This is a genomic window from Streptomyces sp. NPDC029956 (assembly GCF_055574655.1).
The window spans coordinates 53,655-68,794 of the sequence record NZ_JBVHZJ010000009.1; the positions used below are offsets into that span (position 1 = coordinate 53,655).

Sequence of the window (15,140 nt, forward strand, 5' to 3'; positions counted from 1 at the left end):
TCCGCCCCTCCCGCCCTCTTTGCGTTCTCCCCCCCCCCCCCCCCCCCCCCCCCCCCCCCCCCCCCCCCCCCCCCCCGGCACAGGTGTGTGCGGCGGGGGCTCGGCCCGGCCGCGGCGGTGTGCGATCGGCAAATAGCACCGGTCCGCATCGATCGGGTGCAGTGTCGAGAAATCCTTCCTTCCGGAGTTTCCGTGCGGCACGCCGTTCGTTACAGAAGCAGAACAAAGTGCGCGGGATTCGGCCAAGAAGCCTGTGCAGTACGTGACTTGAAGGTATAGAGGAAGGACTCATCCCATGAAGCCCACCAAGGTCGCCGCGGTCGTCGCCGGTTCGCTGATGGCCCTCGGCGCGGCCGCGCCCGCCATGGCCACGGAGGCGCTCACCCCCACCAGCCTGAACGGTGGCCTCGAAGCGATCGCCGCCAATGGGCTGAAGTCGGACGTCCTGAGCAGCACCACGGACGGCTCCCCGGTCAAGACCGTCACGGACACCGCGACCCAGCTGAACGAGACCACCAAGGGCGGCTCGCTGCTGGGTGGCCTTCCGGTCGGCGGTGGCCTGCCGATCGGTGGCTGACGCCGGGCCGTCACTCGACTGACGTCGCATCAGCAGCACCACTGACGCCGTATCAGCAGTACCGCCTTTCCGGGCACTTGCGGTGGCCTCGACGCCACCGTCTCCCACGGTCGGCTGATCGAATGATTTTCTGATCAGCTGCCGTGTGGCCCCCGTTGCGCGGGGTCCGCCGACCCATACCCTCTGGCCAGTCCCACGCGAACGTCGGCGTGGATCAGGCCGGTCGGAGCGAGGGGGGATCCTCGCCGGTCTCTCCCTTTCTCCAGAGGAAGAGCGGTATGCGGTCCATCATCAGCAGGAAAGTACTCACCGCGGCGGCAGCGACCGGCATCCTGTCGCTGACCGGCGGATTCGCCCTGGCCGCGAACTCCCATGCCGGTACGGGAGACGGTCCGGGTCCCGGTCATGCCGGTCACGTCCAGGCCCCGCTGCCTGCGGACGTCTGCGGAAAGAGCATGGAACTCGGCGGTTACGTCGCCGCGGCCGTCGGTGACCTCTGCGCCCAGGCGGAGGGTCCCGGCGGCTACGGCGACGAGCCGGGTGAACCTACGCACCCCGGCGAGCCGACTCATCCGGGTGAACCCACGCACCCGCCGACCCACCCGCCGACCCACCCGCCGACCCACCCGCCGACGACGCCTCCCACGACGCATCCGCCGACGCATCCGCCGACGACGCCTCCCACGACGCATCCGCCGACGCATCCGCCGACGACGCCTCCCACGACGCACCCGCCGACGCATCCGCCGACGACGCCTCCCACGACGCACCCGCCGACGCATCCGCCGACGACGCCTCCCACGACGCATCCGCCGACGCATCCGCCGACGACGCCTCCCACGACGCATCCGCCGACGACGCACCCGCCGACGCATCCGCCGACGACCCCTCCCACGACGCACCCGCCGACCACGCCTCCCACGACGCACCCCACGACGCGTCCGCCGACCCACCCGGGTGAGTGCGAGGAGCCCCCGCCGGGCGAGGAGCCGGAGCCCGGTTGCGAGGAGCCGACGCATACGCCGACCACGCCTCCCACCACCCCGCCCGAGCTCCCCGAGACGGGTAGCGAGCCCATGCTCATGGGTGCGGCCGCGATCAGTGCCGCACTGATCATCGGCGGCACCGTCGTGTACCTCCGCGGTGGCCGGATCGCCCGCCGCCACTGACGCCCTGCACCGGCCGAGCGTCAACCGGGGCCCTCACCGTCACCGGTGAGGGCCCCGCCCGTTGCTGCACATGGGGGAGTTCCGGCGACGTTCCCCCGAAGGTCTCGTTGTCAGAACATGACTCTGCGCTCTCACGTCGGCATGGGACTCCTCATGACCGCATTCGCCTCCGCCGCCCTGGCCGCCCCGGCCTCGGCCGTCGAGGCGCCGGTGATCGTCCCCCTCCAGGGGCTCGAGCCGGTGCTCCCGATGGACGCCCCCACGGTGGCCACCGGCGTACCCGTCCCGATGCCCGGCGCACCCACCGGCTTCCAGAAGGGCCTCGGTTCGCTGCCCGACGTCGCACTGCCCAGCGTGCCGCTCGCCGGCACCCTCCCCGCGACGGTGGTGGACGCCCCCCTGCCCGAGGTCGTCAAGGACAGCGAGCCCGGCCGTGCGCTCTTCGCCACCCCGCACTCGGAGATGGCGGCGGCCACCCCGGGCGCGGTCGTCGGCAACCCGGTGGTCGCGCCCGAGGGCGACGGTCTCGCGGGCCTTCCGGACCTCGCGAAGCCCCGGGTCGGCCTGCTGCCCCCGATGGTGAGCGGTGCGCTGGACTCCCAGCTCGGTCTGGCGCCCGAGGCGCGCTGACGCGGCGGGACTCGTCGAGATGCGGCGGGCGAAAGCCCGTTCTCGCATTCGCACCCGAATTCGTTCTTCTGTGCGATCGGCGGCCCGGTGGGTGAAGGCACGATTCTTCCCCGCCACCGAAAGGGCTTTCGTTCGTTGCAAGAGGAGGCTTGTCGCATGGCCGCGGCCCGCGGACCGAGGCCGTCCCGTCGTATCCGGCGGCGGACGGTTTCGGACCGTGGGTCATTTTTCGGTTTTGCTTCCTCCCTTTCGGCCCAACGGCCGTGACCCGGTCCGTGGTGCGGCGTTGAACGGGAATGACGGCCGTGATTCCTGCGGTCGCTTTCCACGTCCAAGGAGTTCTTGATGTCTCGCATCGCGAAGGCTGCCGCTGTTCTCGCCGGCACGGGTGCCGTTGCCCTCAGCGGAGCCGGCCTGGCCGTCGCCGACTCGGGCGCCGAGGCCGTCGCCGCCCACTCGCCCGGTGTCGCCTCCGGCAACGTCGTCCAGGTCCCGGTGCACGTCCCGGTCAACCTCTGCGGCAACACCGTCAACGTCATCGGTCTGCTGAACCCGGCGTTCGGCAACACCTGCATCAACGCCGACGGCCACGACAACGGTGACGGCGGCTACGGCGGCTGATCCCCCGTGACGACGTGTCCCCCCGACCCGGCCGGGTCGGGGGGACACGTGTGTACGGGGCGCGGGGCGCCTCCGGCGGGCCTCTCGGGACCCCCGGGGCCTCAGGCGTAGCGGTAGATCCGGCTGTGGTCGAACATCGACGTCGGCGTCACTCCCCAGGGCGCCATCGGTTCGTGCCGGGCGACGACCTTGCGGTACTGCGCGTCCCCGAGCGGCGGCGGCTCCGCGGGGAGGTACGCGGCCCCCGGGTTGCGCTGCTGCCAGCGCGACCAGATCAGGTCGACGAACGAGTGGTGCAGCCAGAACACCGGGTCGTTCACGGAGCCGCCGCCGAGCATCAGACCGCCGACCCAGCGGTGCACCCGGTTGTGGATGCGGAACCGTTCGTTGCCCCGGCCCGGCGCCCAGCCCTCCAGGCGGTTGCGGAAGCCGGAGGCGCTCGTCGAGTTCCACGGCGTCACGTCGTACACCCGCTCCCGCATCACCTCGTCGAGCTGGGCCGGCGTCGGCAGCGCGACGGGGTCGCGAGGGCGGCCGAAGTCCCTGGTCAGGAAGCGTTCCTCGGTCATCGACTGGGTGATCGTCCAGCGTCCGGAGGAGTGCGCGAAGGGGCCGGTCATCACCTGGAGATCGGACCGGCGCCCGTTTCCGCCCAGGAAGTCCTCGCCCCAGAGCGAGGACGCCGGACTGTTGTCGCGGGTCCAGTCCCAGTACGGGACGGAGACCGTCGGGTCGATCCGGCGCAGCGCCGTCTCGAACTCCAGCAGGAACTTGCGGTGCCAGGGCAGGAAGCTCGGCGTCATGTGGGCGACCCGGAGCCGGCCCTCCCCGTCGGCCGTGTAGTGGTCGATGTGGGTGCGGACGAAGCGGTCGTACGCCCCCGTGCGCTTGAGCTCCAGGACGGCGGCGACGAACTTCCGGCGCTCGGCGCCGGTCAGATCGCGCTGGTTCTTACGCGTGTACACCACGCGGGCTCCCTCCCGTCGGGTCGGTGTGGACGCCATGGGCGGCGGCGAGCGGCGACAGCCGGGCGGTGCCCAGCTCGTCCACGGCCGCACGGACGGCCGCCAGCGGCGTCGGGCTGGACTCGTAGTGGTCGATCGGGGTGACGTAACCGCCGTCGGCGCAGCGCATCAGATGCAGCGGCCGGCCGTCGACGAGGGCCACCGGCTCGCCCTCGACGCCGGAGAAGCCCAGGATGCGGCGGCCCCCGTACATCTCGTCGAAGGCGTGCGGGTCGCGTGCCTCCTCCGCGGGTGCTCCGGAGGACGGGCGGGTCGTGATGCGGCCGAGTGCGCCCCCCGTGAAAGCGGTGACGGCCAGCGCGAAGAGGGACCGCAATGCGACGCGGCGCGGGACGATCATGAGTGATCTCCTCGGGGTCGGGGGAGCCCTCAGGGCACAACGATGAAAACCCGGGTTCGTTGCGGCGGAAATGCCAGCGGCGTGAATGTCGGCCGTTCGAGTGAAAACGGCGCGGGGAAAGGGTGGTTGGAGCACTAGCATCCGATTCATGACCACATCCAACGTCGTTTCCTCGGCGCGCAGCGCCTCTCCGCTGGGAACTCTCACGGTGATCCCGTGGTCCAGCGAGCCCTCCGCCGATTCGGCCGGTACGCCGTTTCTCATGGCGTATTCGCTCGGCGACGGCCGGGACGGTCCGGAGGCGGGTCAGCAGGCCATGCGGACCGCCCTCGAGGCCATGGGCCTCTCCGTCGGCGACCGGCTCTTCGACCTGGACAAGGACGCCGGGATCACCGCCTCGCTGCTCGTCGAGGGCGGCTCCGCCGTCCTCAACCTGCCCTTCCTGAAGGTGCAGTGCCCGGTGCCCGACGAGTGGCAGGAGGCGGCCCGCGAGCGCGGCCAGGTCTACCTGATCTGCTCGGTGCGGCCCTGGCCCGAGGCGGTTCCCGGCCGGCCGGTCGACGAGGCGCAGCTGCGGGCGTTCGTCTCCGACGAGGAGATGCTCAAGCAGAGCGCCCACGTCCTGATGCCCGTCCGGCGTCTGCAGGGCTGAGCGGGAAGGGGGTCGCGTCATGGCGACGGTGAACGTACGGGGCGGGGTGCCGGAGCAGCGGCAGGAGCAGGAGGCCGCGCGGGAGACCGCGGGGACGATCGGCGGGAGCCGGGCCCTCGCCTGGATGCTGATGATCACCGGGGCGGCGGGCGTGCTGTCCGGCTGGGTGATCACGATCGACAAGTTCAAGCTGCTCGAGGACCCGGGCTTCCAGCCCGGGTGCAGCCTCAACCCGGTCGTGTCCTGCGGCAACATCATGAAGAGCGAGCAGGCGGGGGTCTTCGGCTTCCCCAACCCGATGCTCGGGCTCGTCACGTACGCCGTCGTCGTCGCCCTCGGAGCCGGGCTCCTCGCCGGGGCCCGCTACCGGGGCTGGCTGTGGCTCGGCCTCAACGCCGGCATGCTCTTCGGCGTCGGCTTCTGCACCTGGCTGATGTACCAGTCGCTGTACGAGATCAACGCGCTGTGTCTGTGGTGCTGCCTGGCCTGGGTCGCCACCATCGTCATGTTCTGGTACGTCACCGCGCACAACGTCCGGCACGGGGTGATCCCCGCTCCTGCGGGGGTGCGGACCTTCGTCGGCGAGTTCGCCTTCGCCCTGCCCGTCCTGCACATCGGGATCATCGGGATGCTGATCCTGACCCGATGGTGGGAATTCTGGACGAGCTGACGTGAGCCGTCTCCTTCCCGGGCCGCGGGCCGCACTTCTCGTGCTGCTCGCGGCCGTTCTGGTGTTCCTGCTGCCGTACGACCGGATCGCGCCCGGCGACCGGCATGCCGGGACCCGGGCGGCGCCCGAGCCGGATCCGGGTCCGCTGCCCGGGGTGCCGTCCGGGTTCTTCACCGGCTCCGACGAGGCCGGGGTGCGCAGGATCGCCCAGGCGCAGGCCTGGCTCGGCGGCGGGTCGCTGACCGTCGGGCACACCTATCTGCCGGGCGACCGCTGGTCCAACATCGAGGGCCATCCGGCGCTCTTCGAGCCATGGGCGAGCTGGAAGGAGGCGCGGCCGGGGCGTCTCTTCGTGTTGAACGTGCCGATGATGGACCGCAGCGAGGCGGGGCTCCCGGACGCCGAGGTGCGGGCGGGGCTGCGGCGCGGCGCGGACGGCGCCTTCGACGGGCACTTCCGGACGCTGGGGGAGCGGCTGGTGGAGCACGGGCTCGGGGACGCGGTCCTGGTGCTCGGCTGGGAGATGAACGGCACCACGTACAGCCATCGCTGCGGGCCGGACCCGGAGGCCTGGAAGGCGTACTGGCGCCGGGTGGTCGAGGTGCTGCGGGGGGTGGCGGGGCAGCGGTTCCGCTTCGACTTCACCCCGAGCCGGGGGCGGGACGCCGTGGAGTGGCCGCGCTGCTACCCGGGGGACGACGTCGTCGACATCATCGGGATGGACGCGTACGACCAGCCCGCGGGGCTCTCCTTCGAGGACCAGGTGGCCGAGGAGTACGGGCTCGAACACCATGTGCGGTTCGCGGCGGCGCACGGCAAGCCGGTCTCGTACCCGGAGTGGGGGCTCTTCCGGAACGGCGACAACCCTGCGTACGTGCGGGGGATGCTGGACTGGTTCGCGGCCCATCGGCCCGTCTACCAGACGGTCACCGACTACTGCCCGCACGGGGTGTGGGGGTGCGCCGACAATCCGGAGTCGGCCCGGGTGGTCAGGAAGGCGCTGGGAGGGCCGCCGGCCGGCCCGTGAGGAGCCGGCCGTTCCCGTGCGGCTTCCCGGTGTCCGGTCAGGCGTGCTGGTAGGCCACCAGGGAGATGCCGACGTAGTGGACGATGAAGGCGGCCAGGGTCAGCGAGTGGAAGACCTCGTGGAAGCCGAACCAGCGCGGCGAGGGGTTCGGGCGCTTGATGCCGTAGATGACGCCGCCCGCGCTGTAGAGCAGTCCGCCGACGATGACGAGGACGAGGACGGCGATGCCGCCCGCGCGCATGAAGTCGGGCAGGAAGAAGACGGCGGCCCAGCCCATCGCGATGTAGCAGGGCGTGTAGAGCCAGCGCGGGGCGCCGACCCAGAAGACCCGGAAGGCGATGCCGGCGAGGGCCGCCGCCCAGACCGCCCACATGAGCGGGCGGCCGGTGGAGTCGGGGAGCAGCAGCAGGGTGAGCGGGGTGTAGGTGCCCGCGATGATCAGGAAGATGTTGGCGTGGTCGAGGCGCCGGAGGATGGCTTCGCCGCGCGGGCCCCAGTCGCCGCGGTGGTACAGCGCGCTGATGCCGAAGAGCAGGCAGGCGGTGAGGACGTAGATCCCGCAGGCGATGCGGGCGCGGGGCGAGTCGGAGAGGGCGACCAGGACCAGGCCGGCGACGATCACGGCGGGGAACATGCCCGCGTGCAGCCAGCCTCTGAGCCGGGGCTTGAGCGGGAGCGACGGGGGTTCGCCGGCCGCGTTCGGCTCGGTCGGGGTCACTTCCGGCGTGGCTGCAGTCATGGAACGGAATCGTACCTACGGGCCCGTAGGTCGCGGATACGAGTGGCGATGCTCACGTGTGCGTGCCCCTGGACATATGGGCGGATCCGTCGGATGATCAAATGAGTGCGGTCGGCACCGGATGAGCAGCTACGAAGCATCCGGGTCGCGGCCCCCACGGGGCACACACCAAAAAACCCCTCTACAAGGAGCAATCGTGGCGCGCGACAACGCGGCTCCCCAGACCCTTCCGACCCAGCACCAGGAGCTCGTCTCCTGGGTGAACGAGATCGCGGAGATCACCCAGCCGGACGACATCGTCTGGTGCGACGGCTCCGAGGCCGAGTACGAGCGCCTGTGCGAGGAGCTCGTCGCCAGGGGAACCTTCACGAAGCTCGACCCGGTGAAGCGCCCGAACTCGTACTACGCCGCCTCCGACCCGACCGACGTCGCGCGCGTCGAGGACCGGACCTTCATCTGCTCCGAGAAGGAGGAGGACGCGGGCCCGACCAACCACTGGAAGGCCCCGGCGGAGATGAAGGACATCTTTGCGGGCGAGAAGGGCATCTTCCGCGGCTCGATGCGTGGCCGCACCATGTACGTCGTGCCCTTCTGCATGGGCCCGGTCGGCTCCCCGCTCTCCGCCATCGGCGTCGAGATCACCGACTCCGCGTACGTCGCCGTCTCCATGCGCACCATGACCCGCATGGGACAGCCCGTCCTCGACGAGCTCGGCACCGACGGCTTCTTCGTCAAGGCCGTCCACACCCTCGGCGCCCCCCTGGAGGAGGGCCAGGAGGACGTGCCGTGGCCCTGCAACTCCACCAAGTACATCTCGCACTTCCCCGAGAGCCGCGAGATCTGGTCGTACGGATCCGGCTACGGCGGCAACGCCCTGCTCGGCAAGAAGTGCTACGCGCTCCGCATCGCCTCCGTCATGGCGCGTGACGAGGGCTGGCTCGCCGAGCACATGCTGATCCTCAAGCTCACCCCGCCGCAGGGCGAGGCGAAGTACGTCGCCGCGGCCTTCCCGTCGGCCTGCGGCAAGACGAACCTGGCCATGCTGGAGCCCACGATCTCCGGCTGGACCGTCGAGACCATCGGCGACGACATCGCCTGGATGCGCTTCGGCGAGGACGGTCGTCTCTACGCGATCAACCCCGAGGCCGGCTTCTTCGGCGTCGCGCCCGGCACCGGCGAGCACACCAACGCCAACGCCATGAAGACCCTCTGGGGCAACTCCGTCTTCACCAACGTCGCCCTCACGGACGACAACGACGTGTGGTGGGAGGGGATGACCGAGACGGCCCCCGCGCACCTCACGGACTGGAAGGGCAACGACTGGACGCCCGAGTCCGAGACGCCGGCCGCCCACCCGAACGCCCGCTTCACCGTCCCGGCCGGGCAGTGCCCGACGATCGCCCCCGAGTGGGAGGACACCAAGGGCGTCCCGATCTCGGCGATCCTCTTCGGTGGCCGCCGCGCCTCCGCCGTCCCGCTGGTCACCGAGTCCTTCGACTGGAACCACGGCGTCTTCCTCGGTGCGAACGTCGCCTCCGAGAAGACCGCCGCCGCCGAGGGCAAGGTCGGCGAGCTGCGCCGCGACCCCTTCGCCATGCTGCCGTTCTGCGGCTACAACATGGGCGACTACATGGCCCACTGGGTCAAGGTCGGCGCCACCGCGGACGCGGCCAAGCTGCCGAAGATCTACTACGTGAACTGGTTCCGCAAGAACGACGCCGGCAAGTTCGTCTGGCCCGGCTTCGGCGAGAACAGCCGCGTCCTCAAGTGGATCGTCGAGCGCCTGGAGGGCAAGGCCGAGGGCGTCGAGACCCCGATCGGCATCCTGCCGACCGCGGAGTCCCTCGACACCGAGGGCCTCGACCTGCCGGCCGAGGACCTGGAGTTCCTCCTCAAGGTCGACCGAGACGTGTGGCGCGAGGAAGCCGCCCTCGTCCCCGACCACCTCAACACCTTCGGCGACCACACGCCGAAGGAGCTGTGGGACCAGTACCACGCACTCGTCGAGCGCCTGGGCTGATCCCGCACCGCAGACTCGTGGTGGGTTGCCCCGAGATACCGCCCTGACCAGTGGGGTCACGACGGCTCACCACGACGCAACCGGCCCCCGGAGCCCCCTCAGGCCCCGGGGGCCGGCGCATGTCCGCAGCCGTACGGGTCAGAGGATCGGCTGGCCGGCCTCGACGGTCGCGATCGCTCTGCGGCAGGCGTCGCGGAAGCTCTCGAAACGGCCGTCCGACGCGTTCCAGGTGGCCGCGCGGGCGGAACGGGAGGACGAGTCGCCGAAGAGGCTCTCGCGCAGCTCCGTGGTCAGCTCCAGCTGGGCGCCCTTGGCCAGCATCGTGAGGTTGCACGGGTTGGTGACGTGGCTGCCGTTGAAGTCGCCGAGCGTGGCGGAGTACCGGGAGTCGTAGGCGTCGACCGCCTGGAAGCCCGCGCTGTTGATCTCCGTCACCAGGGCCGCACGGAAGTCGGCGTTGAGACCGCCGACCACAGCGACGCCCCGGTTGCCGGTGGACGAGAACGTGGACGTGGGCAGCTTCAGCTGGTCGAACTGGCAGCCGTGCAGGGACAGCACGTTGAGGTGGCTCGCCGCGGTCGACAGGGCGACGTGGTCGTCGCAGTTCTTCGAGGTGACGTGCAGGGCGCGGTTGCCGGAGGAGAGCAGGCCCTCGAACATGAAGTAGTCGTGCACGGACGGCAGGATCGGGGCGCCCGCGGAGTCGCTCGGGCTGTAACCGGCGATGCCCAGGCAGAGCTCGCTCGTGCCGATCTCGATGCCGCCGCCGTGCAGCGCGAGGACCGCGGTGCGCGGGAAGTCGTACGTCTCGCCCATCTTGAGGTCGAACTGCTGATGGCGGCGGTAACGGCGGCTGTACGAGGTGCCCTCGACCAGGTTCGTGTCCTTGTAGAGAGCGGTGTTCGAGGGGTATTCGGCCGGGTCGGCGGCCGTGGCGGCGGCGGCCGGTGCCGCGGTGGCGAGCTGGGACAGGATCGGGCCTCCCACCGTGGCCGCGGCGGCCAGGGCGGTCAGGACGGTACGACGGGACGTGGTGCGTTCGGTAAGAGTCATGCGCGGAACTTAACCGATCATCTGTCCCGCCCCTCCACGTACCGGGTGTGGGTCTCCTGCCGGACGGCCTCCGCCTCCTGAAGAGCGGCGGCGATCGCCGTCGCCTCCTCGTGGAGCGCGGCCAGCTGGCGTTCCAGGTGGTGCTCCGGCTGCTCCGTGCCCGGGGTGAACCGGGACCACCACCGGGTCCGTACGAAGGTGTCGACGGCCTCCGGGATGTCCTGGCGGACCGCGCGGGCCAGCACGTGCAGGTGCTCCGGGTCGCTCACCCAGCCCGGTTCCAACAGGGCCTCGACGAGGGTGTCGAGCGCCCTGAGCCGCTCGCGCGCGCCGGGCGGCAGCTCCGCCTCCGCCAGGTACGCGCGCAGCCTGGTGAAGTCGGCCCGCAGTCCGTCGAGCCGGTCCCCCTCCTCGGTGAACTCCGGGGCCGCCGGCCGGTCGGGCGGGGCGATCAGCGCTCCCGCCGCGTACAGGCCGCCGACCACCAGGGGCCAGAGGGCGCCCGCGGCCCCGGTGAGGGCGATGCCGACACCGGCGAGACCGCAGAGGGAGCCGAGGAGGTTCTTGCGGGACTCGGCGTACCGGAGCACGGCGTTCCCCGGTCTCTCACTGGTAGCCACGGATCTCCTCGAAGGCGCCGTCCAGCGACCCCTGCCGGGCGTCGAAGAGCTTGCCGCCGGTCAGGCTCGCGATGTGGTCGAGCTCGCCGCGGTCGGAGTCCCCGAAGAGGATCGGGAAGACCGGCGTGCGCTTCTGATCGGCGGACAGGGACGTGTAGAAGCCGTCGAACGCGCCGGCCGGGGCACCGTCGGTGTTCTCCCCGTCCGTCATCAGGACGATCGAGGTGAACGCGTCACCGCGGGACTTCCCCAGGAAGCGGTACGCCTCCTCCAGGCTGGAGTAGATCGCCGTGCCGCCGGAGGCCGAGAGCTTCCGCGCGTCCCCCCTGATCGCGTCGAGAGCCGCCTGCGGCGAGGCCGGATCGACCGTGTGCGTACGGACCTCGTCCTGCTTCACGACCGAACCGAAGGGCATCAGGGTGACCTCCTCCCGGTCCCGGAAGTCGCCGGTCAGCTCGACCAGCGCCTTCTTGAGGCGTTCGAGCCGCTCACCGCTCATCGAACCCGAGGTGTCGAGCACGTACACCGTGCGGGACGGCCGGCGCAGGGTGTTGTCGTACGCGTCGAGCAGCCCGTCCGCCACCTTCCGGCTGCCGGGGAACGGCAGCTCGCGCCGCTGGTCCCGGGCGAGCGCCGAGGCCGGGCGGACATCGGGGACGACCGGGCGGCGGAGGGTCTTCTCGGTGATCTGCCGCTGGGCGTCCGGGGTCCGCAGGAACGCGGTGAGCTTCCCGGCCGCCGCCTTCGCCTTCGGGCGGGCGGAGGTGAGCAGGGTCAGCGGGTAGTCGGCCGTCACGACGCCGTCGGACGGCCGGATCACCGTCAGCCCGCCGGGCGCGGACAGCAGCACCGACTCGTAGTTGACGAGCGCGTCGACATCGGTGCGGCGGGTGTACGCGGTGGCGAGCCAGCCGGAGGAGCCCGAGGTCAGCTTCTGACCGGTGAAGAACTCCTTGAGCCGCGGGGTGGCCTCGGCGACGTCGCGCTCGGTGAGCGCGGCCTGCGCACCGGAGAGACCGGAGGCGACCGAGACCAGTGCGGAGAAGCCCGAGTTGGAGCGCATCGGGTCGGTCATGCCGTACGTCAGCTTCCCGTCGGCGACCGCCCGGTGCAGCTGCGACCAGGTGACCTCGGCCGGGTCCCAGCCGAGCCGGGCGACGACCTCCGGCCGCACCCCGAGGGCGACGGGCGAGGTCATGATCGGAGTCTCACCGGTGATCCTCCGGGCGGTGTCCGGGCGCAGCCGCAGATAGTCGTTGGAGGAGAGCCAGACCGCGTCGTACTCCTGCTCCGCCCTCCCGGACGCGATCTGCTCGACGGCGTCGAGGGTGCCGGCGTAGGTGGGCCGGACGGTGACGCCGGTGGACGCGCGGGCCGCTTCGAGGATCGGGGCCATGTCGGCGAGCTCGGAGGAGGCGAGGACCCGGAGCGTGCCCGCGGCGGCCTCCCGGCCCTGCCCGTCGGGCCGGCCGGTGGCGTCGCCGCCGCTGTCCCCGGACCCGCCGGTGCAGCCGGTGGCGAGCAGGGCGAGGGCGAGTCCGGCTACGGCGCGGGACAGGGAACGGGGGCGGTGGCCGCGGCTGCGGGGAGAGGCGTGGGTGCGGGGCGTCATGCGGGTCGTCATGTGAGGCGTGATGCGGGTCGTCATGCGAGGTCACCACCCTCCAGGGCGCCGGTGCGGCGGCTGCGTGCCAGGTGGGCGCTCGCCTCCTGCAGTTCGGCGGTCAGCGACTCGACCGTCGCCGCCATCGACTCCGTCGCCCGCGCCTTGTACGTGTCGATGGCGTCGAGGGTCCGGTAGATCTGCTGGAACGCCGTGCGGAGCGTCTCGGCGCCCACCGCGGGGTCCGCCGCGATCCGCTGGATCTCGCCCGCCTGGGTGGCGAGCATCTCGGCGTTGCCGCGGATCAGGTCCTCGGTCGTCGAGCGCAGGGCGTTCACCTGCTCGGTGACCTTCCCCTGGTGCTCCAGCGCCGAGGCCAGCATCACCGCGATCCGCAGCGCGGAGACGGTCGTCGTCGCCGCCCGGTCCACGCCCCTGATCAGCTCGTCGTTGTTCCGGCGGACCACGTCCATCGCCAGGTACCCCTGGGCGCAGACGGCGAGTTGGGTCAGCAGGTCCTGGTGTTTCTGGCGGACCGGGAAGAGGACGTCCGCGCGCAGGGCGTCCGCCTGGGCCGGGTCGGCCGTGGTGGCGACGCGCCGCTCCACGGCCGCGTCGAGCGCGTCGGTGAGCACCGCGTACTCCTGGAGCTTGCCCATGGTCTCCCAGAGCCGGGCCCGCTCCGTCTGCAACGCGGCGTTGTCACGGCGCAGTTCGTCCTGGCCGCCGCGCAGAGATCCGACGATCCGGTTCAGCGCGGCCTGCGAGGAGGCGTACGCGGCGACGTGGTCGCGGAGCCGGTTGCCCCCGGGGAGCTTCGAGAGGAGTCCCTTGAAGCCCTTGCCTGGGGTGGCGCGGGGGTCCAGGTCCGTGATCGTGCGCCGGAGTTCGACGAGGGAGGAGCCGACCCGGGACCCGGCGTCGCCGCCGCCGGCTCCGGAGTCCAGCGAGCGGACCGTACGGTCCAGCATCCGGTTCGACTGCTGGGCAGCGGCCCGCATCTCGCCCGCGCCGAGTCCCGCGATCTCGCCGATGCGGCCGGCGAACTCGGGGGAGCGCGGGTCGAGGCCCTCGATCGAGCCGACGTACTCGGCGGCCCGCCGGGACAGCTCCGTACGGGTGGTCTCGTCGATCGGCACCAGGCCGGAGGCCTGCTCGGCGCGGACCGGCGGCACGGGCTCGGGCGGGGTGAGGACCAGCGGGGTGTCGTGCTCGGGAGGTGTCAGGGCCATCGTCCTTCTCGGATCCTCGGGCGTGGTCATGCGGTGTCCACCTGGTCGCGGGCCCGCAGGGCCATCTCGTGCAGCACCTTGCCGGTGGGCACGGGCGCCTGGCGGACACCGGTCAGCGTCTGGTTGAGGTAGGCGGTGTGGCGCTGGGTCGCGGTGGTGAACTCGCTCGCCGCGCCCTGCGGCCGGAAGCCGTGGCGGACCGCGAGCCTGCGCAACTCTGGGTCGGTGGAGAGGAGTTCGCCGAGAGCCCGGCCGTTCTCGGTGAGCGGTACGAGGGTGTGGTCGCTGCTGACCGTGGTGTCCGGGTAGAGGACGACGAGGTCGCCCATCGGCCGGCCGGCCAGGAGCTGGGCGGCGACCTGGGACTCGTACACGAGGACGAGCGGGTTGCCGACGCCGCTGATGAAGTCCCGGAAGGGGGCGTCCGAACCGGACTGCTGGGCGCCCTGCACCTGGACGAGCTTGCGCAGGAGCGGTGCGGTGCGGGCGACGGCCGCCTTGTCGCCCGCGACCCGGCCGCCGTCGGCGACGTAGCTCGCGGCGGCGAGGTAGAGGGCGCCCGAGTTGGAGGCGACCGGATCGGTGGAGGTGATGAAGAGGGTGCCGCTCAGCTCGGCGTGACCGGCGGAGCCCTTGAGCTGCTGCCAGGTCCGGTCGGCGCGGGCCGCCGCGAGATAGGGGGCCATCTTCAGGGTGCCGTTGGTGCCGCGCGGCCCGAGGGTCGCGAGGCCGTTGTCGGCGAGGACCCGGGCGGCGGCGCTGTGCGCGACGACGACGAGCGGCGAGTAGAAGGGCCGCAGCGGTGCGGTCGTCGCCTTCGTCTTCTGCGCGGCCTTCGCGCGCAGCCCGTCGGCCGGGGCCTTGGAGGACGGGAAGGCGAAGTCGTAACCGTCGAGGGGCAGTTCCTCCATGTCCCAGGACCCGGAGGTCTCGGTGCCCACGGTGAAGCCCTTCGCGGCGAGGGCCTTCACCACCTGAGGGTCGGTGAAGAACTCCGCCTTCTCCGACCCGATGACTCCTCGCACGGTCTTCGTTGCCGTGCCCGTGTCCTTGTCGCCGCCCGTCACGAGGACGGCGGCCACGCCGCCGAGGAGAAGGACGGCCAGGACGATTCCCAGGATGCGTCTCACGTGGGCAGCGTGCTCACGGAAACCCACATTCC

General features: G+C 71.5%; 16 protein-coding genes. 8 read left to right on the forward strand and 8 right to left on the reverse strand.

Features of this window, described 5'->3' with window-relative positions; genetic code table 11:
* Positions 1 to 295: 295 nt before the first annotated feature.
* The 4 genes from ACZ4XX_RS09570 (at position 296) to ACZ4XX_RS09585 (ending at position 2,997) form a co-directional block, all read left to right on the forward strand.
* Positions 296 to 577, forward strand: a complete 282-nt coding sequence (locus tag ACZ4XX_RS09570; protein WP_468507378.1) for a hypothetical protein — start codon at positions 296 to 298, stop codon at positions 575 to 577.
* A 278-nt stretch (positions 578 to 855) separates the two neighbouring features.
* On the forward strand, positions 856 to 1,746 hold the full coding sequence (locus tag ACZ4XX_RS09575) for a hypothetical protein (RefSeq protein WP_468507379.1): 891 nt from the start codon (positions 856 to 858) through the stop codon (positions 1,744 to 1,746).
* Between the two features lie 117 nt (positions 1,747 to 1,863).
* The gene (locus ACZ4XX_RS09580) at positions 1,864 to 2,376 is read left to right on the forward strand and encodes a hypothetical protein (protein WP_468507380.1); all 513 of its coding nucleotides are present in this window, start codon (positions 1,864 to 1,866) and stop codon (positions 2,374 to 2,376) included.
* Between the two features lie 345 nt (positions 2,377 to 2,721).
* The gene (locus ACZ4XX_RS09585) at positions 2,722 to 2,997 is read left to right on the forward strand and encodes a chaplin (RefSeq protein ID WP_030324043.1); all 276 of its coding nucleotides are present in this window, start codon (positions 2,722 to 2,724) and stop codon (positions 2,995 to 2,997) included.
* A 101-nt stretch (positions 2,998 to 3,098) separates the two neighbouring features.
* Here ACZ4XX_RS09585 and ACZ4XX_RS09590 read toward each other — a convergent pair whose 3' ends face one another.
* Complete coding sequence (locus ACZ4XX_RS09590; RefSeq protein ID WP_468507381.1) at positions 3,099 to 3,965, reverse strand: tyrosinase family protein; 867 nt, start codon at positions 3,963 to 3,965, stop codon at positions 3,099 to 3,101.
* Positions 3,949 to 4,362, reverse strand: a complete 414-nt coding sequence (locus ACZ4XX_RS09595) for a tyrosinase family oxidase copper chaperone (protein WP_468507382.1) — start codon at positions 4,360 to 4,362, stop codon at positions 3,949 to 3,951. The genes ACZ4XX_RS09590 and ACZ4XX_RS09595 overlap by 17 nt, the downstream gene beginning before the upstream one ends.
* 148 nt (positions 4,363 to 4,510) lie before the next feature.
* On the opposite strand from ACZ4XX_RS09595, the gene ACZ4XX_RS09600 reads away from it, so the two are divergent.
* The 3 genes from ACZ4XX_RS09600 to ACZ4XX_RS09610 are packed head-to-tail and all read left to right on the forward strand — an operon-like array spanning position 4,511 to position 6,711.
* On the forward strand, positions 4,511 to 5,014 hold the full coding sequence (locus ACZ4XX_RS09600) for a DUF5949 family protein (RefSeq protein WP_468507383.1): 504 nt from the start codon (positions 4,511 to 4,513) through the stop codon (positions 5,012 to 5,014).
* A gap of 19 nt (positions 5,015 to 5,033) precedes the next feature.
* Positions 5,034 to 5,684, forward strand: a complete 651-nt coding sequence (locus ACZ4XX_RS09605) for a vitamin K epoxide reductase family protein (RefSeq protein ID WP_468507384.1) — start codon at positions 5,034 to 5,036, stop codon at positions 5,682 to 5,684.
* Between the two features lies 1 nt (position 5,685).
* Positions 5,686 to 6,711: a glycoside hydrolase family 26 protein gene (locus ACZ4XX_RS09610; protein ID WP_468507385.1), complete on the forward strand. Its 1,026-nt coding sequence runs from the start codon at positions 5,686 to 5,688 to the stop codon at positions 6,709 to 6,711.
* A gap of 37 nt (positions 6,712 to 6,748) precedes the next feature.
* Here the strand turns inward: ACZ4XX_RS09610 and trhA are convergent, their stop codons facing one another.
* On the reverse strand, positions 6,749 to 7,450 hold the full coding sequence (gene trhA / locus ACZ4XX_RS09615) for a PAQR family membrane homeostasis protein TrhA (protein WP_468507386.1): 702 nt from the start codon (positions 7,448 to 7,450) through the stop codon (positions 6,749 to 6,751).
* 196 nt (positions 7,451 to 7,646) lie between these two features.
* Between trhA and ACZ4XX_RS09620 the strand changes: the two genes are divergently transcribed.
* Positions 7,647 to 9,470 carry a phosphoenolpyruvate carboxykinase (GTP) gene (locus ACZ4XX_RS09620; protein ID WP_468507387.1) on the forward strand — a complete coding sequence of 608 codons (1,824 nt, stop codon included), beginning with the start codon at positions 7,647 to 7,649 and terminating at the stop codon, positions 9,468 to 9,470.
* Between the two features lie 138 nt (positions 9,471 to 9,608).
* Here ACZ4XX_RS09620 and ACZ4XX_RS09625 read toward each other — a convergent pair whose 3' ends face one another.
* From ACZ4XX_RS09625 to ACZ4XX_RS09645, 5 genes are read right to left on the reverse strand one after another with little or no spacing between them, the layout of a single operon-like run.
* Positions 9,609 to 10,523, reverse strand: a complete 915-nt coding sequence (locus ACZ4XX_RS09625; RefSeq protein WP_468507388.1) for a poly-gamma-glutamate hydrolase family protein — start codon at positions 10,521 to 10,523, stop codon at positions 9,609 to 9,611.
* A 17-nt stretch (positions 10,524 to 10,540) separates the two neighbouring features.
* Positions 10,541 to 11,143, reverse strand: coding sequence for a hypothetical protein (locus ACZ4XX_RS09630; RefSeq protein ID WP_468507389.1), 603 nt, complete (start codon positions 11,141 to 11,143; stop codon positions 10,541 to 10,543).
* Positions 11,130 to 12,791: a substrate-binding and vWA domain-containing protein gene (locus ACZ4XX_RS09635; RefSeq protein WP_468507390.1), complete on the reverse strand. Its 1,662-nt coding sequence runs from the start codon at positions 12,789 to 12,791 to the stop codon at positions 11,130 to 11,132. The genes ACZ4XX_RS09630 and ACZ4XX_RS09635 overlap by 14 nt, the downstream gene beginning before the upstream one ends.
* Positions 12,788 to 14,008, reverse strand: coding sequence for a toxic anion resistance protein (locus tag ACZ4XX_RS09640; protein ID WP_468507391.1), 1,221 nt, complete (start codon positions 14,006 to 14,008; stop codon positions 12,788 to 12,790). The genes ACZ4XX_RS09635 and ACZ4XX_RS09640 overlap by 4 nt, the downstream gene beginning before the upstream one ends.
* Complete coding sequence (locus ACZ4XX_RS09645) at positions 14,005 to 15,135, reverse strand: hypothetical protein (protein ID WP_468507392.1); 1,131 nt, start codon at positions 15,133 to 15,135, stop codon at positions 14,005 to 14,007. Before ACZ4XX_RS09645 ends, ACZ4XX_RS09640 begins: the two co-directional genes overlap by 4 nt.
* Positions 15,136 to 15,140 lie beyond the last annotated feature (5 nt).